The 20676-nt window shown below is 63.3% G+C and carries 25 protein-coding genes and 1 pseudogene; 11 read left to right on the forward strand and 15 right to left on the reverse strand.

Annotated elements, in window-relative coordinates:
* Positions 1-126: 126 nt before the first annotated feature.
* The 7 genes from FJ978_RS25820 to FJ978_RS25850 form a co-directional block, all read right to left on the reverse strand.
* The gene (locus FJ978_RS25820) at positions 127-1560 is read right to left on the reverse strand and encodes an aldehyde dehydrogenase family protein (protein ID WP_140574974.1); all 1434 of its coding nucleotides are present in this window, start codon (positions 1558-1560) and stop codon (positions 127-129) included.
* 177 nt (positions 1561-1737) lie between these two features.
* The gene (locus FJ978_RS25825; protein WP_140575192.1) at positions 1738-2121 is read right to left on the reverse strand and encodes an ACT domain-containing protein; all 384 of its coding nucleotides are present in this window, start codon (positions 2119-2121) and stop codon (positions 1738-1740) included.
* Between the two features lie 26 nt (positions 2122-2147).
* Positions 2148-2615, reverse strand: a complete 468-nt coding sequence (locus FJ978_RS25830; RefSeq protein ID WP_140574977.1) for a GNAT family N-acetyltransferase — start codon at positions 2613-2615, stop codon at positions 2148-2150.
* Positions 2616-2852: 237 nt separating this feature from the next.
* The gene (locus tag FJ978_RS25835) at positions 2853-3842 is read right to left on the reverse strand and encodes an aldo/keto reductase (RefSeq protein ID WP_140574981.1); all 990 of its coding nucleotides are present in this window, start codon (positions 3840-3842) and stop codon (positions 2853-2855) included.
* 1 nt (position 3843) lies between these two features.
* A complete protein-coding gene (locus tag FJ978_RS25840; RefSeq protein ID WP_013894250.1) occupies positions 3844-4218 on the reverse strand; it encodes a DUF2255 family protein in 375 nt (124 codons plus the stop codon).
* 4 nt (positions 4219-4222) lie between these two features.
* Positions 4223-4552, reverse strand: coding sequence for a carboxymuconolactone decarboxylase family protein (locus FJ978_RS25845; protein WP_013894249.1), 330 nt, complete (start codon positions 4550-4552; stop codon positions 4223-4225).
* 53 nt (positions 4553-4605) lie between these two features.
* The gene (locus FJ978_RS25850) at positions 4606-5001 is read right to left on the reverse strand and encodes a cupin domain-containing protein (protein WP_140574986.1); all 396 of its coding nucleotides are present in this window, start codon (positions 4999-5001) and stop codon (positions 4606-4608) included.
* A gap of 154 nt (positions 5002-5155) precedes the next feature.
* Here FJ978_RS25850 and FJ978_RS25855 point away from each other — a divergent pair, with 154 nt between their 5' ends.
* The 3 genes from FJ978_RS25855 to FJ978_RS25865 all read left to right on the forward strand — a co-directional run bounded on the left by FJ978_RS25855 (position 5156) and on the right by FJ978_RS25865 (position 7871).
* Positions 5156-6049 carry a LysR family transcriptional regulator gene (locus FJ978_RS25855; protein ID WP_140574990.1) on the forward strand — a complete coding sequence of 298 codons (894 nt, stop codon included), beginning with the start codon at positions 5156-5158 and terminating at the stop codon, positions 6047-6049.
* A 184-nt stretch (positions 6050-6233) separates the two neighbouring features.
* Positions 6234-6620 (forward strand): ester cyclase, encoded by a 387-nt coding sequence (locus tag FJ978_RS25860; protein ID WP_140574994.1) that lies wholly within the window; start codon positions 6234-6236, stop codon positions 6618-6620.
* Positions 6621-6806: 186 nt separating this feature from the next.
* Entirely contained in the window at positions 6807-7871 is a 1065-nt protein-coding gene (locus FJ978_RS25865; protein WP_140574998.1) for a YeiH family protein, read from the forward strand.
* Here FJ978_RS25865 and FJ978_RS25870 read toward each other — a convergent pair whose 3' ends face one another.
* Complete coding sequence (locus FJ978_RS25870; RefSeq protein WP_013894244.1) at positions 7872-8369, reverse strand: GAF domain-containing protein; 498 nt, start codon at positions 8367-8369, stop codon at positions 7872-7874.
* A gap of 74 nt (positions 8370-8443) precedes the next feature.
* On the opposite strand from FJ978_RS25870, the gene FJ978_RS25875 reads away from it, so the two are divergent.
* The gene (locus tag FJ978_RS25875) at positions 8444-8857 is read left to right on the forward strand and encodes an NUDIX domain-containing protein (protein WP_246678205.1); all 414 of its coding nucleotides are present in this window, start codon (positions 8444-8446) and stop codon (positions 8855-8857) included.
* Between the two features lie 92 nt (positions 8858-8949).
* Here FJ978_RS25875 and groL read toward each other — a convergent pair whose 3' ends face one another.
* On the reverse strand, positions 8950-10575 hold the full coding sequence (gene groL / locus FJ978_RS25880) for a chaperonin GroEL (RefSeq protein WP_140575007.1): 1626 nt from the start codon (positions 10573-10575) through the stop codon (positions 8950-8952).
* 178 nt (positions 10576-10753) lie between these two features.
* A pseudogene (locus FJ978_RS25885) lies at positions 10754-11044 on the reverse strand (co-chaperone GroES); the annotation flags it as partial.
* Positions 11045-11290: 246 nt separating this feature from the next.
* Between FJ978_RS25885 and FJ978_RS25890 the strand changes: the two are divergent.
* Positions 11291-11524, forward strand: coding sequence for a hypothetical protein (locus tag FJ978_RS25890; protein WP_013894241.1), 234 nt, complete (start codon positions 11291-11293; stop codon positions 11522-11524).
* 65 nt (positions 11525-11589) lie between these two features.
* Complete coding sequence (locus FJ978_RS25895) at positions 11590-11856, forward strand: DUF1488 family protein (protein ID WP_013894240.1); 267 nt, start codon at positions 11590-11592, stop codon at positions 11854-11856.
* A 173-nt stretch (positions 11857-12029) separates the two neighbouring features.
* On the opposite strand, the gene FJ978_RS25900 is transcribed toward FJ978_RS25895, so the two are convergent.
* Positions 12030-12221 carry a hypothetical protein gene (locus tag FJ978_RS25900; protein ID WP_140575015.1) on the reverse strand — a complete coding sequence of 64 codons (192 nt, stop codon included), beginning with the start codon at positions 12219-12221 and terminating at the stop codon, positions 12030-12032.
* 39 nt (positions 12222-12260) lie between these two features.
* Positions 12261-12506, reverse strand: coding sequence for a hypothetical protein (locus FJ978_RS25905; RefSeq protein ID WP_246678206.1), 246 nt, complete (start codon positions 12504-12506; stop codon positions 12261-12263).
* A gap of 377 nt (positions 12507-12883) precedes the next feature.
* On the opposite strand from FJ978_RS25905, the gene FJ978_RS25910 reads away from it, so the two are divergent.
* From FJ978_RS25910 to FJ978_RS25930, 5 genes are all read left to right on the forward strand, one after another.
* Entirely contained in the window at positions 12884-13927 is a 1044-nt protein-coding gene (locus FJ978_RS25910) for a LacI family DNA-binding transcriptional regulator (protein ID WP_140575018.1), read from the forward strand.
* A gap of 62 nt (positions 13928-13989) precedes the next feature.
* The gene (locus FJ978_RS25915) at positions 13990-15237 is read left to right on the forward strand and encodes a sugar ABC transporter substrate-binding protein (protein ID WP_140575023.1); all 1248 of its coding nucleotides are present in this window, start codon (positions 13990-13992) and stop codon (positions 15235-15237) included.
* 312 nt (positions 15238-15549) lie between these two features.
* On the forward strand, positions 15550-16479 hold the full coding sequence (locus FJ978_RS25920) for a sugar ABC transporter permease (RefSeq protein WP_140575026.1): 930 nt from the start codon (positions 15550-15552) through the stop codon (positions 16477-16479).
* Entirely contained in the window at positions 16479-17336 is an 858-nt protein-coding gene (locus FJ978_RS25925) for a carbohydrate ABC transporter permease (RefSeq protein ID WP_140575030.1), read from the forward strand. Before FJ978_RS25920 ends, FJ978_RS25925 begins: the two co-directional genes overlap by 1 nt.
* 22 nt (positions 17337-17358) lie before the next feature.
* Positions 17359-19341: a glycoside hydrolase family 127 protein gene (locus FJ978_RS25930; RefSeq protein ID WP_140575034.1), complete on the forward strand. Its 1983-nt coding sequence runs from the start codon at positions 17359-17361 to the stop codon at positions 19339-19341.
* Between the two features lie 92 nt (positions 19342-19433).
* Here the strand turns inward: FJ978_RS25930 and FJ978_RS25935 are convergent, their stop codons facing one another.
* The 3 genes from FJ978_RS25935 to FJ978_RS25945 form a co-directional block, all read right to left on the reverse strand.
* Entirely contained in the window at positions 19434-19838 is a 405-nt protein-coding gene (locus tag FJ978_RS25935; protein WP_140575038.1) for a DUF1801 domain-containing protein, read from the reverse strand.
* Positions 19839-19970: 132 nt separating this feature from the next.
* Positions 19971-20402, reverse strand: a complete 432-nt coding sequence (locus FJ978_RS25940; RefSeq protein WP_140575041.1) for a DUF1801 domain-containing protein — start codon at positions 20400-20402, stop codon at positions 19971-19973.
* Between the two features lie 23 nt (positions 20403-20425).
* Positions 20426-20647, reverse strand: coding sequence for a hypothetical protein (locus FJ978_RS25945; protein ID WP_140575043.1), 222 nt, complete (start codon positions 20645-20647; stop codon positions 20426-20428).
* Positions 20648-20676: the final 29 nt, after the last annotated feature.

Here is a 20676-nt window from a genome sequence, read left to right on the forward strand (position 1 = left end):
GCAGCCCTGGAAGAATTCAGCGCGACCTCATCAGCGCCGCAGCCCCCTCTCCGACCGCTTCGCGGCCACCTCTCCCCCACTCCGTTGGGGCGAGGAACTCCTGCAAGGTCGGCGCCAGTGTCGTGCCTACTCCGCCGCCTCATACCCAGCGATACCCTTGATCTCCAGAAAATCCTCAAGCCCATACTCGGCATACTCGCGGCCGTTGCCCGACTGCTTGTAGCCGCCGAAGGGCAGGCCGGCGTCCCAGGTCGGATAGTTGATGTAGACATTGCCGGAGCGCATGCGCGCCGCCACGTCGCGGGCCTTCTGGATGTCCTTGGCCTGGATGTAGGAGGCCAGGCCGTAGACCGTGTCGTTGGCCTGCTCGACCGCCTGCTCGACCGTGTCGTAGGGCATGATCGCCAGCACCGGCCCGAATATCTCCTCGCGCGCGATGCGCATGTCGTGGGTGACGTCGGCGAACACGGTCGGCCTGATATAGTAGCCACGGTTGAGTTCGGCGGGGCGGCCGGGGCCGCCGGCGACCAGCGTCGCACCCTCGTCGATGCCGGCCTGGATCAGGTCCTGGATCTTGTCGAACTGAACCTGGCTGACGACAGGGCCAAGCTTGGTGTTGGCGCCGTCGGCGGGGCCGACCGCGAACTTTTCCGCCGCCGCCTTGGCGTAGCCCGCCGCCTCGTCATGACGGTCGCGCGGCACGAACATGCGCGTCGGCGCATTGCAGGACTGGCCGCTGTTGCTGAAGCAGCCGGCGACGCCCTTGCTGACGGCGGTGGCGAGGTCGACATCGGGGAACAGGATGTTGGCCGACTTGCCGCCAAGCTCCTGATGCACGCGCTTGACCGTGTCGGCGGCCGCCTTGGCCACCAGGATGCCTGCCCGCGTCGAACCAGTGAACGACATCATGTCGATGTCGGGATGGCTGGATAGCGCCTGGCCGACGCCGGGGCCGTCGCCGTTGACAAGATTGAACACGCCTTTCGGCACGCCGGCCTCGTCGAGGATTTCGGCGAAGATGATGGCATCGATCGGCGCGATCTCCGATGGCTTCAGCACCATGGTGCAGCCGGCGGCGAGCGCCGGGCCCACCTTGCAGGTGATCTGGTTCAGCGGCCAGTTCCACGGCGTGATCAGGCCGACGACGCCGATCGGCTCCTTGACGATCAGCGAGGAACCCTTGACGTGGCGAAACTCGAACGATTTCAGCACTTCGGCCATCTTCGTCAGATGCGCGAGGCCGACGCCCACCTGGCTGTCGAGCGCGAACTGGCGCGGCGCGCCCATCTCGCGCGACACGGCGAGCGCCAGGTCGGAACTGCGCTTCTTGTAGACCGCGATGACGCGGTTCAGGATGTCGAGGCGCTCCTCCACCGAGGTGAAGCCGAATGTGTTGAAGGCGCGCTTGGCCGCGGCCACCGCCTTGTCGACATCGGCCTTGGAGCCGAGCGAAATCTGCGCGAAGGCATCCTCGTTCGACGGATCGATGACATCGAGCGTCTTGGCCACAACAGGATCGACCCACGCGCCATCGATATAGAACTGCAGATTGTGTGACATGGTTTTCTCCTGGGGGCGCGTCGCATGGCTGTTTCGGCCGTGATATATGGCTAGAAATAACGATGCGCAAACGCCGCTGTCAAACGCAACCCCCGAAGTGGTTGAGCCAGCACGCCAGTGATTGAGCCAGACGCGTTGGGCCAGCGAACCCAGCCGTTTTCGATGGTACAGGATGAACTACAGCAGCGTGTGTCCTGCCTCGACCAGACGCTGTCTCGCCGCATCCTGGTCCGCCATTTTCACCAGCAGATGATCGCCGTCGAAAGTGGACACCAAGAAGATGCCCAGCCCGTTTTCCGACAGCGGCCGGATAACCGACAACACGATGCCGGTTTCGTCGAAAGCAAACGGCCCCTGCAATTTGAAGGCGACCCAGTCGCCATCGTGCTTGACCGTGCCTGGAACGCGATCCTCCAGGCAAGTGATCGAAAGCTCGTCATCGGTCCTGGTGATGCTGACGAAGCCCGGCCCGTCCGCCCAGCCGGGAATGCTGTCGCTCGCCCCGAGCCGTGAAATCGCGTAAATCCCTGGAAGTTGCTTCAATTTGATCCTGGCAGCCATCATCGTACCATTCCTCCGCTTGCCCGCTATCGCGTCAATTTCTTGCTCATATAGACCGTCATGCCGCCCATGAACGGCTCCTCCCTGTCGATCGTATAGCCGTGCCGTTTATACAGCGACACATTGGCCTCGAAAGCGCCGTTGGTCAGCAGGCGCAGCAGCGGACGGCCTGCTTTGATCGCCTTGCGCTCGGCCCGCTCCAGCAGCAGCCGGCCGATCCCCCTGCCCTGCGCCTCCGGCGCGACGCAGATATTCTCGATCCAGAGATGGTCGTCGGCAAGCATGGTTTCGATCATCCCGACAATGCGGCCCTCCTCGATGGCCAAGTCGAACGGATGCTCGGCAACGGCCTTCTCATAGTCGGCGCGCATCGGCAGCGGCTCGCGGCCGATCAGCGGCACCCATTTGCCATAGGCTGATCGCACGATGTCCCTGATCGCGGCGGCGTCAGCGGGTTCGGCCGGCCGGAACCGGATGGAGGAATTGATGGTCATGACAGGGCTCCAGACATGGAAAACCCCGCCGGTGGGTGTCGCGGGCGGGGCTGGAAACGAGCGAACCGGATCTATCCTGCCGGGTTTTGTCGTCGCGCAATCAGCTTGCCCCTCCGCACTGAACTGCGGCGGCGTCGTTTGGCGAGGGTAGGCGCGAGAACGAACATGCCGCCAAGCTGGAATAGGAAGGGCAGCGCTGTCAAGGCAGCGTCGCCATCTCCGGGGGTCGCGTGCGCCTCAGCGGTCGATCCTCGCCGCTTGTTGCGGCGAGTAGCGCGCTCCCTGCACCGCAATCGCCGAGACCGCGTTCTCGATGTTGGCAAGATCATCCGCCGTCAGCGCCACGGTGGACGACGCGATGTTCTCCTCCAGTCGGTTGAGTTTGGTGGTGCCGGGGATCGGGACGATCCAGGGCTTTTGCGCCAGCAGCCACGCAAGCGCGACCTGCGCCGGAGTCACCTTCTTCTGCGCCGCGATCGCGGCGATTGCGTCGACCAGCGCCTGGTTCGCTCGCCTGGCCTCCTCCGCAAAGCGCGGCACGGTGTTGCGGAAGTCGCTGCTGTCGAACGTCGTGTCGGCGTTGATGGCGCCGGTGAGGAAACCCTTGCCCAACGGGCTGAAGGGCACGAAGCCGATCCCCAGTTCTTCGAGGACCGGCAGGATCGCCTCCTCGGGTTCGCGCCACCAGAGCGAGTATTCACTTTGCAGGGCGGCGACCGGCTGCACCGCATGCGCGCGCCGGATGTTGCGAACGCCCGCCTCGGAGAGGCCGAAATGCTTCACCTTGCCTTGGCTGATCAGCTCCTTCACCGTGCCCGCCACGTCTTCGATCGGCACGGCCGGATCGACGCGGTGCTGATAGAGCAGGTCGATGCGGTCTGTTCTCAGCCGCTTGAGCGAAGCCTCGACGACCTCGCGAATATGCTCCGGCCGGCTGTCCATGCCCTGATGTCCGGCCGTCCCGGCGATGTCGATGCCGAACTTGGTCGCGACCACCACCTGGTCTCGGATGGGCTGCAGCGCTTCACCGACGACCTCCTCGTTCTTGAACGGTCCATAGACTTCCGCCGTGTCGAAGAAAGTGATGCCGCGCTCGAACGCGGCGCGGATCAGGCGGACGGCATCCGGCGTTTCCATCGGTGTCCCGTAGGACTGGCTCATCCCCATACAGCCGAGCCCGATAGCCGAGACTTCGAGGCCGCTGTTTCCAAGTATGCGCTTTTGCATTTCAATTCTCCTTCGGTGTGATCCGCACCGTGGCGGCGCGGGCGCGCGCGGCGATCATCGGCGCGAGATAAGGGCTCGCCGCGTATTTCGCCCGGTAGGCATCATCGATGCGTTCATTGACGGTTCCCTCGACCGGCTCGAAGGTGACATCCCTGGTCATGCCGGCAGCAGTGATACGGCCGGCCTTCTGGGTGGTCGCCGCCTGATACCAGCGCGACTGCCGGCCGTTGTAGCCGCGCACATAAAGTGCGCCGTCGGCGACGACCGACCAGATCCAGGTCGGCGTGCCCAAGGTCACGCCGTCATCGCGCAACGGCGAGATGTACAGATCGTCGGCTGCCGCGATCTTGTCGAGTTCGTCCTTCGACCACGGCATTTCCTTATGCCTTCTTCTCGCCGTCGGCCTGTTCGAAAACCTTGCGGGCAATGCCCAGGGCCGTGGCTGCCGTCGGCCATCCGGCGTAGAAGGCAAGATGCGTGATCGTTTCGATCAGTTCATCGCGGGTGACGCCATTGTCGAGCGCCCGCTTCATGTGGAAAGGCATTTCGTTGATCCGGTAGTTCGAGACCAGGCTGGTGACCGTGACGAGGCTGCGGTCGCGCGGCGAAAGGCCTGGGCGCTTCCAGACCTCGCCGAACAACACCTCGTCGGTGTATTTGCCGAGGGCGGGTGCGATATCGGAGAATGGGCTTTTGGGTGCGTCTGTCATGAGAGCTTCCTTCGTTGAGGGTGTATCCGGAAATGGATCCGGGAACCGCCGTGTCAAACCCCGTATTGTTCGTCGCTGACCTTCTCCATCCAGTCGACGACCTTGCCGTCGAGCGCTTCGGCGATGGCGATGTGGCTCATCGCCGTGGTCGGCGCGGCGCCATGCCAATGCTTCTCGCCGGGCGCGAACCAGACGATGTCGCCGGGGCGGATCTGCTCGACCGGTCCGCCTTCACGCTGCACCAGGCCGGCGCCCGAAAGCACGATCAGCATCTGGCCGAGCGGATGGGTGTGCCAGGCGGTGCGCGCGCCGGGCTCGAAAGTCACGGTGGCGCCGCTGACCCGGGCGGGTTCGCTGCCCTTGAAGGGCGCATCGATGCGCACCGTGCCGGTGAAATACTCCGCGGGGCCTTTCGCCGAGGCTTGCGAGCCGCTTCGCTGGATATCCATGGGTTTTTCCTTTTTTCTCGGCGCCCGGCAACTCACCGCCATGGCTCCAAGGCCGTCGACTTCGGGCGGCCCGATTGGATGGGTATATTTAGCGCCCGTGATTAGCCGCGATTAGGTGCTATATCCGGCATGTACTTATGAGAAGGGCTCATCAATGCCTCGCGATAATCTGAACGAACTGACCGCCTTCCTCGCCGTCGCGCGCGAAAAAAGCTTCACCCGGGCGGCGGCGCAGCTCGGCGTCTCGCAATCGGCGCTGAGCCATACGGTGCGCGCGCTGGAGGAGCGGCTGGGCGTGAGGTTGCTCACCCGCACCACGCGCAGCGTGTCGCCCACCGAGGCCGGCGAGCGCATGGTGCGCTCGGTCGGACCGAGGCTCGACGAGATCGAGGCTGAGCTCACCGCGCTCAGTGCCTTGCGTGAAAAGCCCGCTGGCACCATCCGCATCACCGCCGGCGAGCATTCAGCCGATGCGGTCCTGTGGCCTGCCTTGGCGAAATTCCTGCCCGACCATCCCGACATCAAGGTCGAGATCATCGTCGACTATAGCCTGACCGACATCGTCGCCGAGCGCTTCGATGCCGGCGTGCGGCTGGGCGAACAGGTGGCGCGCGACATGATCGCCGTGCGCATCGGCCCGGACATGCGCATGGCGGTGGTCGGATCGCCTGCCTATTTCGCCATCCATCCAAAGCCGCGCACGCCGCAGGACCTGACCAATCACAACTGCATAAACCTGCGCCTGCCGACCTATGGCGGGCTCTATGCCTGGGAGTTCGAAAAGGCCGGGCGCGAACTGAAGGTGCGTGTCGAGGGCCAGCTGGTGTTCAACACAAGCGCGCTGCGCATGAACGCGGTGCTGGCCGGCCTCGGCCTCGCCTATCTGCCGGAGGAGCAGGTGACGGCGCATCTGGCCGATGGCCGCCTGGTGCGGGTACTGGCCGACTGGTGCGCGCCTTTCCCCGGCTATCATCTCAACTACCCCAGCCGGCGCCAGGCGACGCCGGCCTTCTCGCTGTTGGTCGACGCGCTGCGCTATCGGGGGTAGAGCGTGATCCCGAAAAGTGGAACCCGGTTTTCTCGGACAAACGGTTTCCGCTTGTCCAGGGATCATGCTCAAAAAACAGATAGAGCCCCATTCCGATTCTTTCGGGATGGGACAGGCTCTAGCGCGGCTGGACTGTGTCGCCGGTCGTTCTATCTTCCAGGGTGTCAGCACCGGAGCCATCGCGATGACCGAGACCGACCTCTATCGAGGCTACATCGACTGCCTCAACAATCAGGATTGGGAGCGACTGCATCGCTTCGTCCATGACGAGGTGCACTACAACAGTGAGCGGGTCGGCCTGTCGGGTTATCGCAAGATGCTGGAGCGGGACTTCCGGGAAATTCCGGACCTCTTTTTCGACGTCCAGATCTTGATCTCCGAGCCGCCGTTCATCGCCAGCCGCCTCCAGTTCAACTGCACGCCGAAGGGGACCTTCTTCGACCTCCCCATCAACGGCCGGAAAGTCTCCTTCAGCGAGAACGTCTTCTACGAGTTTCTCGATGACAGGATCAGGAATATCTGGTCGGTGATCGACAAGGCAGCGATCGAAGCGCAGCTTGATGCCATGTGATGGATGCCTCCTTCTTGCGGCCGGTGGTAAACTTGCGTCAGTGGCAGGATTTGTTGTGGCTAGGGCGATCTGTGCCATTGTTAAAACCGACCGTTCATAAAAATCGATCATTCCGACAATAACAATTCGTTGGAAGGATCGTTTCAGGAATGGCATTCTCCAAGGATACTCGCCTGGAGAATTGCATTGCCTTCCCTGACCAACATCGCGAACGATATTCCGAAAAGCACGATTTCCGCCGATCTGGCCGCAGGCCGCAAGCGCCTCGATTCGGTGTGGAACGGCATCATCCCCGGCATCGTCCTTGTCGCGATGATCACCGGCGTTGCCTTTTCGGCCCGCAATGTCTCCGGTTTCGCCCTGTTCAGCCCGATGATCCTCGCCGTCGTCGCCGGCATGGTCTATTCCAATATGCTCGGCACGCCCGCCCATGCCAAGGCCGGCATCGCCTTCTCGCAAAAACGCCTGCTACGCTTCGCCATCGTGCTGCTCGGCTTCCAGCTGACTCTCGGCCAGGTCGTCTCGATCGGCGCCGGCGGCGTCGGCATCGTGGCGGCCACCCTTGGCGCCACCTTCGTCTTCACCATCACGCTTGGCCGCCTGATCGGCGTCGACGCCAAGCTTGCGCAGCTGATCGCCGCCGGTACCTCGATCTGCGGCGCCTCGGCCATCGTCGCCACCAACATCGTCACCGATGCGCGCGACGAGGACGTCACCTACGCCGTCGCCTCGATCACACTGTTCGGCACCGTGGCCATGCTCGGCTTTCCGTTGCTGGCTCCCGTGCTCGGCCTCGACCAGCACGCTTTCGGCCTGTGGGCAGGGGCCTCGATCCATGAGGTCGCGCAGGTCATCGGCGCCGGCTTCCAGAACGGCACCCAGTCCGGCGAGATCGCCACCGTCGCCAAGCTCACCCGTGTCGCCATGCTGGCGCCGATGGTCGTCGCGCTCGGCCTGATGGCCCGCCGCGGCAGCCGCGATCAAGCTGGGGCGCGGCCGCCCATGCCGTGGTTCGTCGTCGCCTTCGTCGCTATCGTGGCGTTGAACAGCCTTGTCGCGATCCCCGCCGAAGTGAAGACGGCGATGGCGCTCGCCACCGCCGTCATGCTGACCATGGGGCTGGCCGCCATGGGCCTGCAGGCCGACATTTCGCAGCTGCGCTCGCGTGGCCTGCGCCCGCTGGCCCTCGCCTTCTCGGCCTTCCTGTTCATCGGCGGCTTCAGCCTGATGCTGGTGAAGTTTGTAGGCTGATTAGTCCTCGAACGAACTTGCCGCGACATAGATCGCGGCCAGCGCTTCGATGCCGGCTTGGTCGGCCTTGTCGAAGCGGCCGGGCAGCGGGCTGTCGAGATCGAGCACACCGAAGACGCCGTTGTCGTCTTCCAGGAGCACGACCAGTTCCGAGCGCGAATCGGCGTCGCAGGCGATGTGACCGGGGAAATCGTGCACGTCCTTGATCAGCATCGAGGTGCCGAGTTCGACCGCGGTTCCGCACACCCCCTTGCCGACGGCGATGCGCACGCAGGCCGGCTTGCCCTGGAAGGGGCCGAGCACCATCTCCTCGTCCGACGCCAGGAAATAGAAGCCGGCCCAATTGAGGTCGGGCACCATCTGGAAGATTAGCGCCGAGGTGTTGGCGGCATTGGCGATCGAGTCGCCCTCGCCGTCGAGCAGCGCCTTCAGTTGCGTGGCAAGGTCGCCGTAGAACGCGACCTTGTCCGAGGTGTCGATCGCCTTGGCGGCAAACATGGCTTGTCTCCGAGCTGAGAATCGCGGTTCCGTTTCCGGCAAGCTGCACCAAACGACCACCGGGCCATATTAGCGTGAATTCCATCCCCCGCGAAAGCTGCAAGATCAGGATCGCCGCCGCAATCATCGCGGACGCATCCGGCAGACTGCTTCTGGTGCGCAAGCGGGGCACCAGCGGCTTCATGCAACCCGGCGGCAAGATCGAGCCGCATGAAGAGCCGCTCGACGCCCTTGTGCGGGAGTTGAACGAGGAACTCGGGCTGGTGATCGATCCCGCCACGGCCTCCCCGCTCGGCCTGTTCTCGGCACAGGCCGCCAACGAGCCGGACTACACGGTCGACGCGGAGTTGTTCACGGTGTCGATCGAAAGCCAGCCGGTGCCGGCGGCCGAAATCGAGGAGATGATCTGGCTGGATCCGACAGCAGCCAATGGCCTCGACCTCGCGCCGCTGACGCGCGATGTGGTGCTGCAGTTGAATGGGAGGTAGCGGCGGTGACGCGAGCGCCCTCTCCCCGTTCACGGGAAGAGGGACGATGTCGTCGTCGGTTTCGCCAATCGCCAGCGCGCCGCAGCAGGATCTTAGTAGCCGCCGCCCATGCCGCCGCCCGCCGGTGCCGCATCCTTCGGTGGAACGTCGGTGATCATCGCCTCGGCGGTGATGAGCAGGGCCGCGATCGAGCCGGCGTCCTGCAGCGCGGTGCGAACGACTTTCGCCGGATCGACGATGCCGGCCTTGATCATATCGACATAGGTCTCGTTCTGGGCGTCGAAGCCCTGATTGTGGTCCTTGCTGTCGGCGAGCTTGCCGACCACGATCGAGCCTTCGACGCCAGAATTCTCGGCGATCTGGCGGATCGGCGCTTCCAACGCCCGCAGAACGATCGAGATGCCGGCGGTGACATCGGCATTGGCGCCGTTCAGGCCTGACAGCGCCGATTTGGCGCGCAGCAGGGCCACGCCGCCGCCGGGCACGATGCCTTCCTCGACCGCCGCGCGCGTTGCGTTCAGCGCGTCGTCGATGCGATCCTTCTTTTCCTTCACTTCCGACTCGGTGACGCCGCCGACGCGGATAACGGCAACGCCGCCTGACAGCTTGGCCAGCCGTTCCTGCAGCTTTTCCTTGTCGTAGTCGGACGTCGTCTCCTCGATCTGGCCCTTGATCTGGGCAACGCGCGCCTGGATGGTCGCCTTGGTGCCGGCGCCGTCGACGATCGTGGTGGTATCCTTCTCGATCAGCACGCGCTTGGCGCGGCCGAGCATCTCGATGGTGACGTTTTCGAGCTTGATGCCGAGATCCTCGGAGATCATCTGGCCTGCCGTCAGCACCGCTATGTCTTCCAGCATCGCCTTGCGGCGGTCGCCGAAGCCCGGCGCCTTGACGGCCGCGACCTTGAGGCCGCCGCGCAGCTTGTTGACGACCAGCGTGGCGAGCGCCTCGCCTTCGACGTCCTCGGAGATGATAAGCAACGGCCTGCCGCTCTGCACCACGGCTTCGAGGATCGGCAGCATCGCCTGCAGATTGCCGAGTTTCTTCTCGTGGATGAGCACATAGGGCTCTTCCAGTTCGGCGCGCATCTTGTCGGCATTGGTGACGAAATAGGGTGAGAGATAGCCGCGATCGAACTGCATGCCTTCCACGACGTCAAGCTCGGTTTCGGCGGTCTTGGCTTCCTCGACGGTGATGACGCCGTCATTGCCGACCTTGTCCATCGCCTTGGCGATCATGGCGCCGACGCTGGCATCGCCATTGGCGGCGATGGTGCCGACCTGGGCGATCTCGGCCGACGATTTGACCTTCTTGGCCTTGGCCTTGATTTCCACGACAACGGCGGCGACGGCCTGGTCGATGCCGCGCTTCAAGTCCATCGGGTTCATGCCGGCGGCGACCAGCTTGGCGCCTTCGCGCAGGATCGAGGCGGCCAGCACCGTGGCAGTGGTGGTGCCGTCACCGGCGAGGTCATTGGTTTTCGAGGCCACTTCGCGCACCATCTGCGCGCCCATGTTCTCGAACTTGTCGGCAAGCTCGATTTCCTTGGCGACGGTGACGCCGTCCTTGGTGATGCGCGGCGCGCCATAGGCCTTGTCGATGACGACATTGCGGCCCTTGGGACCGAGAGTCACCTTGACGGCGTTGTTGAGGAGCTCGACGCCGCGCAGCATGCGGTCGCGCGCGTCGGTGGCGAATTTGATTTCCTTGGCAGACATTTTTTCAATCCCGTTCGTGTGGTGAAGCAAGCAGTTCGCCGGAGCCTGGCCAGGCCGGTCAGGCGGCCTTCTTGGCCTTGACGCTCTTCTCGGTAACGGCAGTCTCGCTCTTGTCGATGACGCCAGTCTCGCTCTTGTCGATGACGCCAGTCTCGCTCTTGTCGATGACGCCAGTCTCGCTCTTGTCGATGACGCCCATGATGTCGGCTTCCTTCATGATCAGAAGATCCTCGCCGTCGATCTTGACCTCGGTGCCCGACCATTTGCCGAACAGGATGAGGTCGCCGGCCTTGACGTCGAGCGGCGCAAGCGCGCCGTTTTCGTCGCGTGCGCCGGGGCTGACGGCGATGACTTCGCCTTCCTGCGGCTTTTCCTTGGCAGTGTCGGGGATGATGATGCCGCCCTTGGATTTGGTGTCGCCTTCGGCGCGCCGGATGACGACGCGGTCGTGGAGTGGCCGAAACTTCATGAGAACTTCTTTCTGGGGCCGGCTTAGGCGGCCGCGCCCATCCTATAGGCGCTTTGGCACTCGATAGATAGGAGTGCCAAAATTATTCGCGACCAAAATTAAATATTGAAAAGTATTATTTCGGCACCCGGTTTCGTGGTACCCAAAACCGGTCAAATAATTCAAAAAATTGAATTTTGCCGGTCGAGTGCCTATTTATCGGACAAGTTCACTTTCACGATTTCAGGGCACAAGGAGATTTCCACAATGGCCGACGGCAATCAGACGATCATGGAAAAAGCTGAAGCCCGCTTTGTCGACAAGCAGAAGAAGACGGCGGAGCGCAACAAGGCCACCGCCGAGTACATGTCCGAGGCAAGGGCCAGAGAAATCAAGACGGCAAGGCTGAGGCAATTGCGCCTGGCCAAGGAAGAGGCCGACCGGGTCGCGGAAGCCTTGAATCCGACGCCGAAGAAGAAGCGGGCGGTGAAGAAAGCCTAAGCAATTCCAGGAAGAGTGCGAGCGCTTTCCCTTGGGAATTGCGCCAAAACAAAGGAGGCAAGAACATGAGCCTAACCTTTCCCAACCACAGCCGCAGCTATGATGAAGCCGGCAAGCGGATCCGCTTCGTTGGCCATGACGGCATGTTCCAGATTTCCTTTTCCGTCGCCGCCGATGCGATGACCAAGATCCAGCCGCGAACCAGCGCCACCGAAGCCGGCTACCTCGCCACCTTCGACATCGAAAGCAGCGTCATCCGCGATGTGGCGTCGAAGGCCTACGACCGCACACGCAAGAGCATGTATGTGTTGACATCGGACGATTTCCGCTGAGACCCGCTTCCGAACGCGGTGGCCCGGATCAGGCCCTGCTTCCTGCATTGCAGTGCACTGACGGCTAATGCATGTCGCCCAAAAGTGCCTCGGTTTTGGGATGATGACATGCATAAAAACAACGACCCAAAGCGCATCGCATGAATCCGTTTCCACGCGACGCGATTTGGGAATCAGCCCTTGCGTTCCGCCCTCTCCCGGCGTTTGACGTCGCGGATATTCATCTGCACCACCATGTCCTCGGCATCGCGCGGGCTCATGCCCACCATCACTCTTTGCCGCACCACGGCGGGCTGGCCGGTGAAGACATCGATGATGGTCCAGCTCTGGGGAAGTTCCATGCGCAATGCGTAGCGATTTGCCATCTGGCGTCCCGTCTTTCGGCCCGGCCGCTCTGTCGAGCCTCAACCCTTGATCAAGAAAAATACGGCAGCCAGGATCATTACCGTCCAGGCTATGACCGATAGCTTCAACGCCATGCCGCCATGCGCGACCAGGACCTCGCGCAGTCGCGGAACGATACCCGTCGGCCGGGCTCGCACCGCCGCCCCGGCGGCGGGCGCCTTGACGCCCTGTTTTCCAAAGACCGGCAGCAGCGACGGTTCACGCACGAAGATGGCCTCGAATGTCAGGGAAAAATCGGCAAGCAAGGATGGTCGCTTGACCTCCGTAGCACCCTTTTCGCCAGCGCCCGCATGCCAAATCAAGAATGGCACTACAGAAACGATGGTACAATGATGCTAGCCGGAACCGCGGTTGACGCTCAAGCGGCGGCGCTGCGACCCTTCACGCCGGGCTCGGCCTTGAAGATGCGGAACGTCGCCGCCAACTTGGCGAAGGATAATTCGACCTTGAAGCGCTTGGCTTAATCCCCACCATTTTTCCCTCTTGAACGCTCACCCAATCTGGCCTAGCCTTGGCTTGAGAAAAGGTTTTTCCAAACATTCCGATCAAGCTCGGCAATCGACCGGGCTCTGTTTCGGCCTGTAAGAGAAAACCTTTTCTCAAGCTAAGGATTTTCGGCGCGATGCCATCGGATGATCAGCCTGTTCCGGTCTTTCCCAAGCCTGTCACCTTGCGTGACGTGGCCGCGCAGGCCGGCGTCAGCGTCGCCACCGCATCGAAGGCGCTCAACGACCAGGGGCGGATGACCGCCGAGACCCGCGAGCGTATCCGCGAGACGGCGCGCGGCCTCGGCTTCCGGCCCAACAGCCTAGCGCAGAGCCTGCTTCGGCGCCGCAGCTTCACCGTTGGCCTGCTCACCAACGATACTTATGGCCGCTTCTCGCTGCCGCTGATGTCGGGCATTTCGGACGCGCTGGTCGACAAGGGTGTCTCGGTGTTCCTGTGCAATGTCGAGGAGGATCCTCGGCTCGGCCAAATGCATGTGGACGCCATGCTCGATAAGCGCGTCGACGGCATCATCGCCACCGGCAAGCGCATCGACCGCCATCTGCCGATCGACCTCTCCAACCTGCGCGTGCCGGTGATCTATGCCTTCACCCAGCCCGATCCCGACGCCGTCGCCTTCGTCTCCGACGACGCCGGCGGCGCGCGGCTGGCCGTCGAGCATTTCTGCCGGCTCGGCCGCCGACGCATCGTCCATGTCAGCGGACCGGCGAGCTTTGCCGTGGTCCACGCCCGCGCCCAGGCCTATCGCGACGTGCTCGCCGAAAACGGCCTGCCGGTCACCGAACCGCTGCTCGGCTCCTGGTCGGAGGCCTGGGGGCACGAGGCGGTAGCGCAACTGTTCGACGGCAAAAGCGACAGGCCGGACGCCGTCTTTTGCGGCAACGACCAGATTGCGCGCGGCGTCATCGATGCGTTGCGCGAGCGCGGGCTCGACGTGCCCAATGATGTCGGCGTCATCGGCTTCGACAATTGGGAGATCGTGGCGGAAGCGACGCGTCCGCCGCTGACTTCGGTCGACATGAACCTGACCGCGCTCGGCCGCGAGGCCGGGCTAACCCTGCTTTCACTGGTCGGCGGCACAGCCGCCGCGCCGGGCATTCGAAAACTGCCGTGCCGGTTGGTGGTGCGGCATTCCTGCGGCCGTCCGATGGACGGCTGACAACGAAGCGCCGCGCGAGCGGCGCCAAGCCGCGGACAGCGGCCAACCTGGAGGAGGAGAACATGAGGAACATGATTGCCAAACTGGCCCTGGCCGCTGCCGTTCTGGGCGGAGGCCTCGGCACTGCCGCCGCCGAAACGGCCAACATCTGGGTGCGCGCCGACGGCTCGAATTTCATGCCGAGGATCGTCGACGCCTTCAACAAGGCGCACAAGGACCAGGTCAAGCTCGACATCATTCCCAATGCCGAGATCATCCCGAAATACGGTGCGGCCGCCGCCGGCGGCACGGCGCCCGACGCGCTGTCGCTCGATCTGATCTATACGCCCTCCTTCGCCGCGGCCGGCCAGTTGGAGGACATCACCGACTGGGCCAAGTCCCTGCCCTATTTCTCCAGCCTGTCGCCGGCGCATGTGAAGACCGGCACCTACAAGGACCATATTTACGGCCTGCCCTTCTCGGCCGACGCCTCGGTGCTGATCTGGAACAAGAAGCTGTTCAAGCAGGCCGGGCTCGACCCTGAAAAGGGCCCGGCCAACTGGGCCGAGATCGCCGCCGACGCCGAAAAGGTCAACGCGCTCGGCGGCAACATCAAAGGCTTCTACTTCTCCGGCAATTGCGGCGGCTGCAACATCTTCACCTTCACGCCGCTGATCTGGGCCTCCGGCGGCGACATCCTCTCCGCCGACGGCTCGAAGGCGACGCTCGACAGCCCGCAACTGCGCGGCGCCATCGATCTCTACCGCTCGATGGTCAAGAAGGATCTGGTACCGGCCGGCGCGCAGACCGATACCGGCGCCAACTTCTTCGCGGCGTTTGCCGCCGGCAATATCGGCATCTCGCCGTCCGGGGCCTTCGCCATCGGCGCTCTCAACACCCAGTATCCCGATGTCGATTACGGCATCACCTTCCTGCCGGGCAAGGATGGCGGCTGGTCGTCCTTTGCCGGCGGCGACAATTTCGTCGTCACCAAGGGCACCAAGAAACTCGCCGTTGTGAAGGAATTCCTGGACTTCGCCTATTCGCTGGAGGGCCAGACCATCCTGGCAAAATATGGCAGCCTGCCGGTGCGCGGCGACATCGCCAAGGATGCGCTGAAAGACCTCGATCCCCGCTACCAGATCGCCGCCGAGGCCATGGCCAAGGGCAAGACGCCCTATTCGGTGGTGTTCAACGATCTGATCAACTCCGCCAACGGCCCATGGACGCAGATGATCAACGAGGTCTTCTTCGGCGACGACGTCGACGGCGCGATCGCCAACGCCCAGGAGACCATGCAGTCGATCATCGACCAGGCGCCGCAGAAGTAAGCGGCCGCCTGCCGGTCGCCCGCCTGTCTCCCTGGGCGAGCGGCCGGCGCGTTTTTCGTTCAAATGGCAGAGTAAGGCGTTGAGAACACTAACTTGTATTGGCAGTTCGGGGCGTCGCAAGTTGCGCTCCCCCTTCTCCCCTTGCGGGAGAAGGTGGCCTCGCGCAGCGAGGTCGGATGAGGGGTGTTCCAGCTTGGCGACAGGTTCGAAATTGCCGTTGCCTCATTCCATGGCGCACCCCTCATCCGTCTCGGCGCTGCGCGCCGATCCACCTTCTCCCACAAGGGGAGAAGGAAAAGTAGGCGCCCAGACATGACAACCATCGCCACACCCACCACCGCCCCGTCCCGTGCCCGAAAACTGGTCGGCGCCGGGCGCCGGCAATGGATTGGCCTCATCTACGTCGCGCCGGCCGTGGCCTTGGTGATGGTGTTCTTCGTCATCCCGCTCGGCATGACGGCGTGGATGTCGCTGCACAACTGGCCGTTGATGGGCGAGCACTCCTTCATCGGCTTCGACAACTACTTCGCGATCCTGCGCGACACCAGGTTCTGGAACGCGCTCAAATTCACCGGCTACTACACCGTCATCGTCACCATCGCGATCTTCGTCATTGCCTTTCCGCTGGCGATCTTTATCGAAAGACCGCGGCCGCTGACCAACCTCTACCGGACCGCCTTCTTCATGCCGGCGGTCGTCGGCTTTGCCTCGGCGAGCCTGCTCTGGTCATGGCTCTTGAACGTCGATTCCGGCCTGTTCAGCCCGGCCGCCTACGAGCTCGGCCTGATCGACAAGAAGTTCAACCTTCTGGCCACCTTCCAGCCGGCCTTCTGGTCGATCATCGCCATGGTCGTGTGGAAGGTCGCCGGCTTCACCATGATCATCCTGATGACCGGCCTGCAATCGATCCCGCAGGATCTGCAGGAGGCGGCCGTCATCGATGGCGCCGGGCCGTTCGCCCGCTTCCGCGCGATCACCCTGCCGCTGATGCGCCGCACGCTCGCGCTGGCGCTGATCCTGTCGGTCGCCGGCTCCATCCTCGCCTTCGACCAGTTCTACATCATCCTGCGCGGCGGTCCGCGCAACCAGACGCTGACGGCGGTCTACTGGATCTTCAACCAGTCCTTCGTCTCGTTCAAGCTCGGCTATGGCGCCGCACTTTCGATGGTGCTGCTGGTGATCCTGGTGGCGCTCAGCCTCATCCAGCTCTGGCTGCTGCGCAAGCCGGAAGGGATCGACTGATGGCGCAGGCAATATCAGCCCGAGGCAAGCTCGCCGCCCGCTTGGCCAGGCACTCCACCGGCATCGTCGCCTCGGTGCTGTTCGTGGCGCCGATCGTCTGGACCGTGCTGTCGGCCTTCAAGCCGGCCGCCGAAGCACGCCTGCCGCCGCTGCCGCCATGGCCGACCACGGGCTTCTCGCTCGAAAACTACGCCACGCTCAACTCCTTCGGCGACGGCCTGTGGGCTTCGGCGCAGAACAGCATCTACGTCTCGGTGATGACCGTCCTGCTGTCGGTCATCGTCAGCGTGCTGGCCGGCTACGGCTTCTCGCGCTTCCGCTTTCCGTTCAAGGACCTGTTCTTCGTCCTCATCCTGTCGACGATCATGATCCCGTTCCAGTCGATCCTGACGCCGATCTTCCTGGTGCTGACCAAGCTTGGCCTGCACAACACGCTGACCGGGCTGGTCGGCGTCTATGTGACGCTGCAACTGCCGTTCTCGATCTTCATGATGCGCAACGCCTTCGACGCGGTGCCACGCGAGATCGAGGAGGCCGCGCGCATGGACGGGGCCGGCAACGCCACCATGCTGGTCAAGGTGATGCTGCCGCTGGTCTGGCCGGGCGTCGTCACTATCGCGCTGTTTGCCTTTCTCGGCGCCTGGAACGAGTTCCTCGCAGCCCTCGTGCTGATGACCGACCAGTCCAAATTCACGCTGCCGGTGATGATGACCGCGCTTCAGTCGGGCCGCTTCGGCGCCATCGACTGGGGCGCCGTGCAGGCGGGCGTTACCGTGATGATGGTGCCGTGCCTGATCCTCTTCCTCGCTCTACAACGCTTCTACATCCGCGGCCTGATGGCCGGGGCCGTCAAATAATCGACCAAATGGAGTCCAGTTCATGACCGCATCGCCATCCCCGCGGCCCGCCGCAACGAGAAAACCCAAGCTCGCCTTCCGCCCGTTGCCGGTGCCGCAGGTCGACGTGCACGGCTTCTGGGGCGACCGCGCCGACGCGGTGGCGACGCGCACCGCCAATATTCTCTACGATCGCTGCGTCGAAGCCCGGATGCTGGAGCAGATCGACCCGGACCGCCCCTCGCCCGGCGTCGTCATTCCGTTCCACTCGCCCTCGCCCGACGAAGCGGACCGCCAGGGCGCCGAGTTCACCGGTTCGACGGTCACCACGCAGATGTTTTGGGATTCCGATCTCGGCAAGACGATCGAGACCGCTGCCTATTCGCTTTACCGGCGCAAGAACCCAGAGCTGGAGAAGAAGATCGACGCCGTCATCGATATGTATGGCAAGCTCCAGCAAGAGGACGGCTATCTCTCCAGTTGGTACCAACGCATCCAGCCCGGCAAGCGCTGGACAAACCTGCGCGACTGCCACGAACTCTATTGCGCCGGGCACCTGATCGAGGGTGCGGTTGCCTACTACCAGGCGACGGGCAAGCGCAAGCTGCTCGACATCATGTGCCGCTATGCCGACCACATCGCCTCGGTGCTCGGACCCGAGCCCGGCAAGAAAAAGGGCTATTGCGGCCATGAGGAGATCGAGCTGGCCCTGGTCAAGCTGGCGCGGGTGACGGGCGAGCGGAAATACATGGATCTGGCGAAATACTTCATCGACCAGCGCGGCCAGCAGCCGCATTATTTCGACGAGGAGGCGCGCGCCCGCGGCGCCGACCCGAGGGCCTATCATTTCAAGACCTATGAATACAGCCAGTCGCACATTCCGGTGCGCGAGCAGGACAAGGTCGTCGGCCATGCGGTGCGGGCCATGTACCTCTATTCGGGCATGGCCGACATCGCCACCGAATATGGCGACGACACGCTGCGGGTGGCGCTCGACCGGCTGTGGGACGACCTCACCACGAAGAGCCTCTACATCACCGGCGGGCTTGGACCGTCGGCCCATAATGAAGGTTTCACCAGCGACTACGACCTGCCCAACGAAAGCGCCTATGCCGAAACTTGTGCTGCCGTCGGCCTGGTGTTCTGGGCAAGCCGCATGCTCGGCATGGGACCGAACGCGCGCTATGCCGACATGATGGAGCGCGCGCTCTACAACGGTTCGATCTCGGGTCTGTCGCTCGACGGCTCGCTGTTCTTCTACGAGAATCCGCTGGAAAGCCGGGGCCGGCACAACAGATGGAAATGGCACCGCTGCCCGTGCTGCCCACCCAATATCGGGCGCATGGTCGCCTCGATCGGCAGCTATTTCTACAGTCTGGCGGATGACGCACTTGCCGTTCATCTCTACGGCGACTCGACCGCCCGCTTCGACATTGGTGGCGTAGCTGTCAGCCTGACGCAGGCGAGCCGCTATCCCTGGGATGGCGCCGTCGAGGTCACGCTCGAGCCTCAAGCGCCGGTGGAGTTCACCCTGCACCTGCGCATCCCTGCGTGGAGCAGCAGTGCTGCGCTCCAGGTCAATGGCGAAGCGATCGACCTCGCTGACGTGACCAACGACGGTTATGCCGCGATCCGGCGTGTCTGGAAGAAGGACGACAGCGTCCGGCTCGATCTCGAAATGCCGATCGAGCGGCTCTACGCCAATCCCGACGTCAAGCAGGATGCCGGCCGCGTCGCGCTGTCGCGCGGACCGCTGATCTACTGCGTCGAGGCGACGGACAATGAGACCCGGCTGCACCGCCTCGCTCTGCCGCGCACGGCAGATATAGAGGCGCATGATCAGCCCGGGCTTCTCGGCGGCGTGGTGACGCTTTCAGCCACGGCACAAGCCGACGCCGGCTGGCAGGACGGGCTCTACCGCTCGAAGCCGCCAGCAAGCGTCGAGACGCGGTTGACCGCCATCCCCTATTTCGCCTGGGACAACCGCGAGCCCGGCGAGATGCTGGTGTGGCTGCGGGACGGATGACGCCTGCCCATACTCGCTTGGGCAGCGCGGAAAAGATCACGCCAAAGCAAGGGACTGGAGCCGGATTCTGATTCAGTTCGGCATTGAAATCTCTAGCGTTTGGCCGTGGCCTTGGACTTGTTCAAGGCGATCGCCGCGCGCACCAGTGCCTTGAATGCCTCCTCGTCCACTTCCTCGCCTTTCTGGAAATCGATGGCACGTCGTGTATTGCCTTCGAGGCTGGAGTTGAACAGGCGCGTCGGATCGGGCAGTGCAGCCCCCTTGGCGAAGGTCAGCTTGACGAGGCTCTTGTAGGTCTCGCCGGTGCAGATGATGCCGTCATGTTCCCACACCGGAACACCGCGCCATTTCCACGTCTCGACCACCTGGGGATCGGTTTGCCGGATCAGGGCGCGCAGCCGGCTGAGCATCTCGCCGCGCCAGTCGCCGAGTTCCTCGATCCTGCCGTCTATCAGCTGGGATGGAGATTTACCGTCCTGCGTCTCGGTGTCTGTCATGTCGTTTCTCCTCCGAGCTTCGATGGATAGAGCAATCCCGGCAAAGTGTGCAGCGGTTTTGCATCCGCAATTGCGTAGAACAACAAAGACAGGGCATTGGAGGCGACCTTCGCCGGAAATGCCCTGGAGTACTCACATGCGCTCGCCAGGCAATTGGCTGGCCTGCTTCACCCACGCGCTGAATTGGGCCTCGTCGAGCGCATCGTCCTCATGGATGTCGAGATAGCGCGTGTCCTTGCTCTTGGATTCGCCCGGCGGCACCGGATCGAGCGACAGGCCGCGGAAGAAGGCCACCTTGATGTAACGGGTGAAGCAGTGAAAGCTCAGGAACCAACCCTCGCCTTCGACGCCGTAGAACGGCGAGTTCCATTTGACGGCCTTGTGCACGCCGGGCACCGCGCGCTCGATGAGCGCATCGAGGCGCTCTCCCACCTCGCGCTTCCAGCCCGGCATGGCCGCGATATAGGCCTGCACCGGCGCGTCGCCATAGCCCTTGGCGATCTGCGGGTTGCCGCCGGAAAGCAGCTTCGGCTCAGCCTTGGCGGATTTGGTCGACTTTGCCATGCCTTCCTGCCCTATCCGTTGGCCTATCCGAGGGCACGCTGCACGCTGCGCGTCTTAGCAACATAGGGCAGCACGAACATATAGAGGCCGCTGAACAGCAAAAGGAAGAGCGGCGGGAGTGGCGAATAGACCACCCAGGCAGGCGGCTGCCCGAACGCCATGGTGACGAAGTTGGCGACGACGGTTGCCGTGAAGATGATCGACAACCAGCGATGCGTTTGCCTGATCCATTTGCTCCAGTCCAAGATTACCTCCCTTGAAAAACGCGTGAAAT

Origin of the sequence: Mesorhizobium sp. B1-1-7, from assembly GCF_006442705.1 — a bacterium.
In the GTDB taxonomy this organism is placed as follows: domain Bacteria; phylum Pseudomonadota; class Alphaproteobacteria; order Rhizobiales; family Rhizobiaceae; genus Mesorhizobium; species Mesorhizobium opportunistum.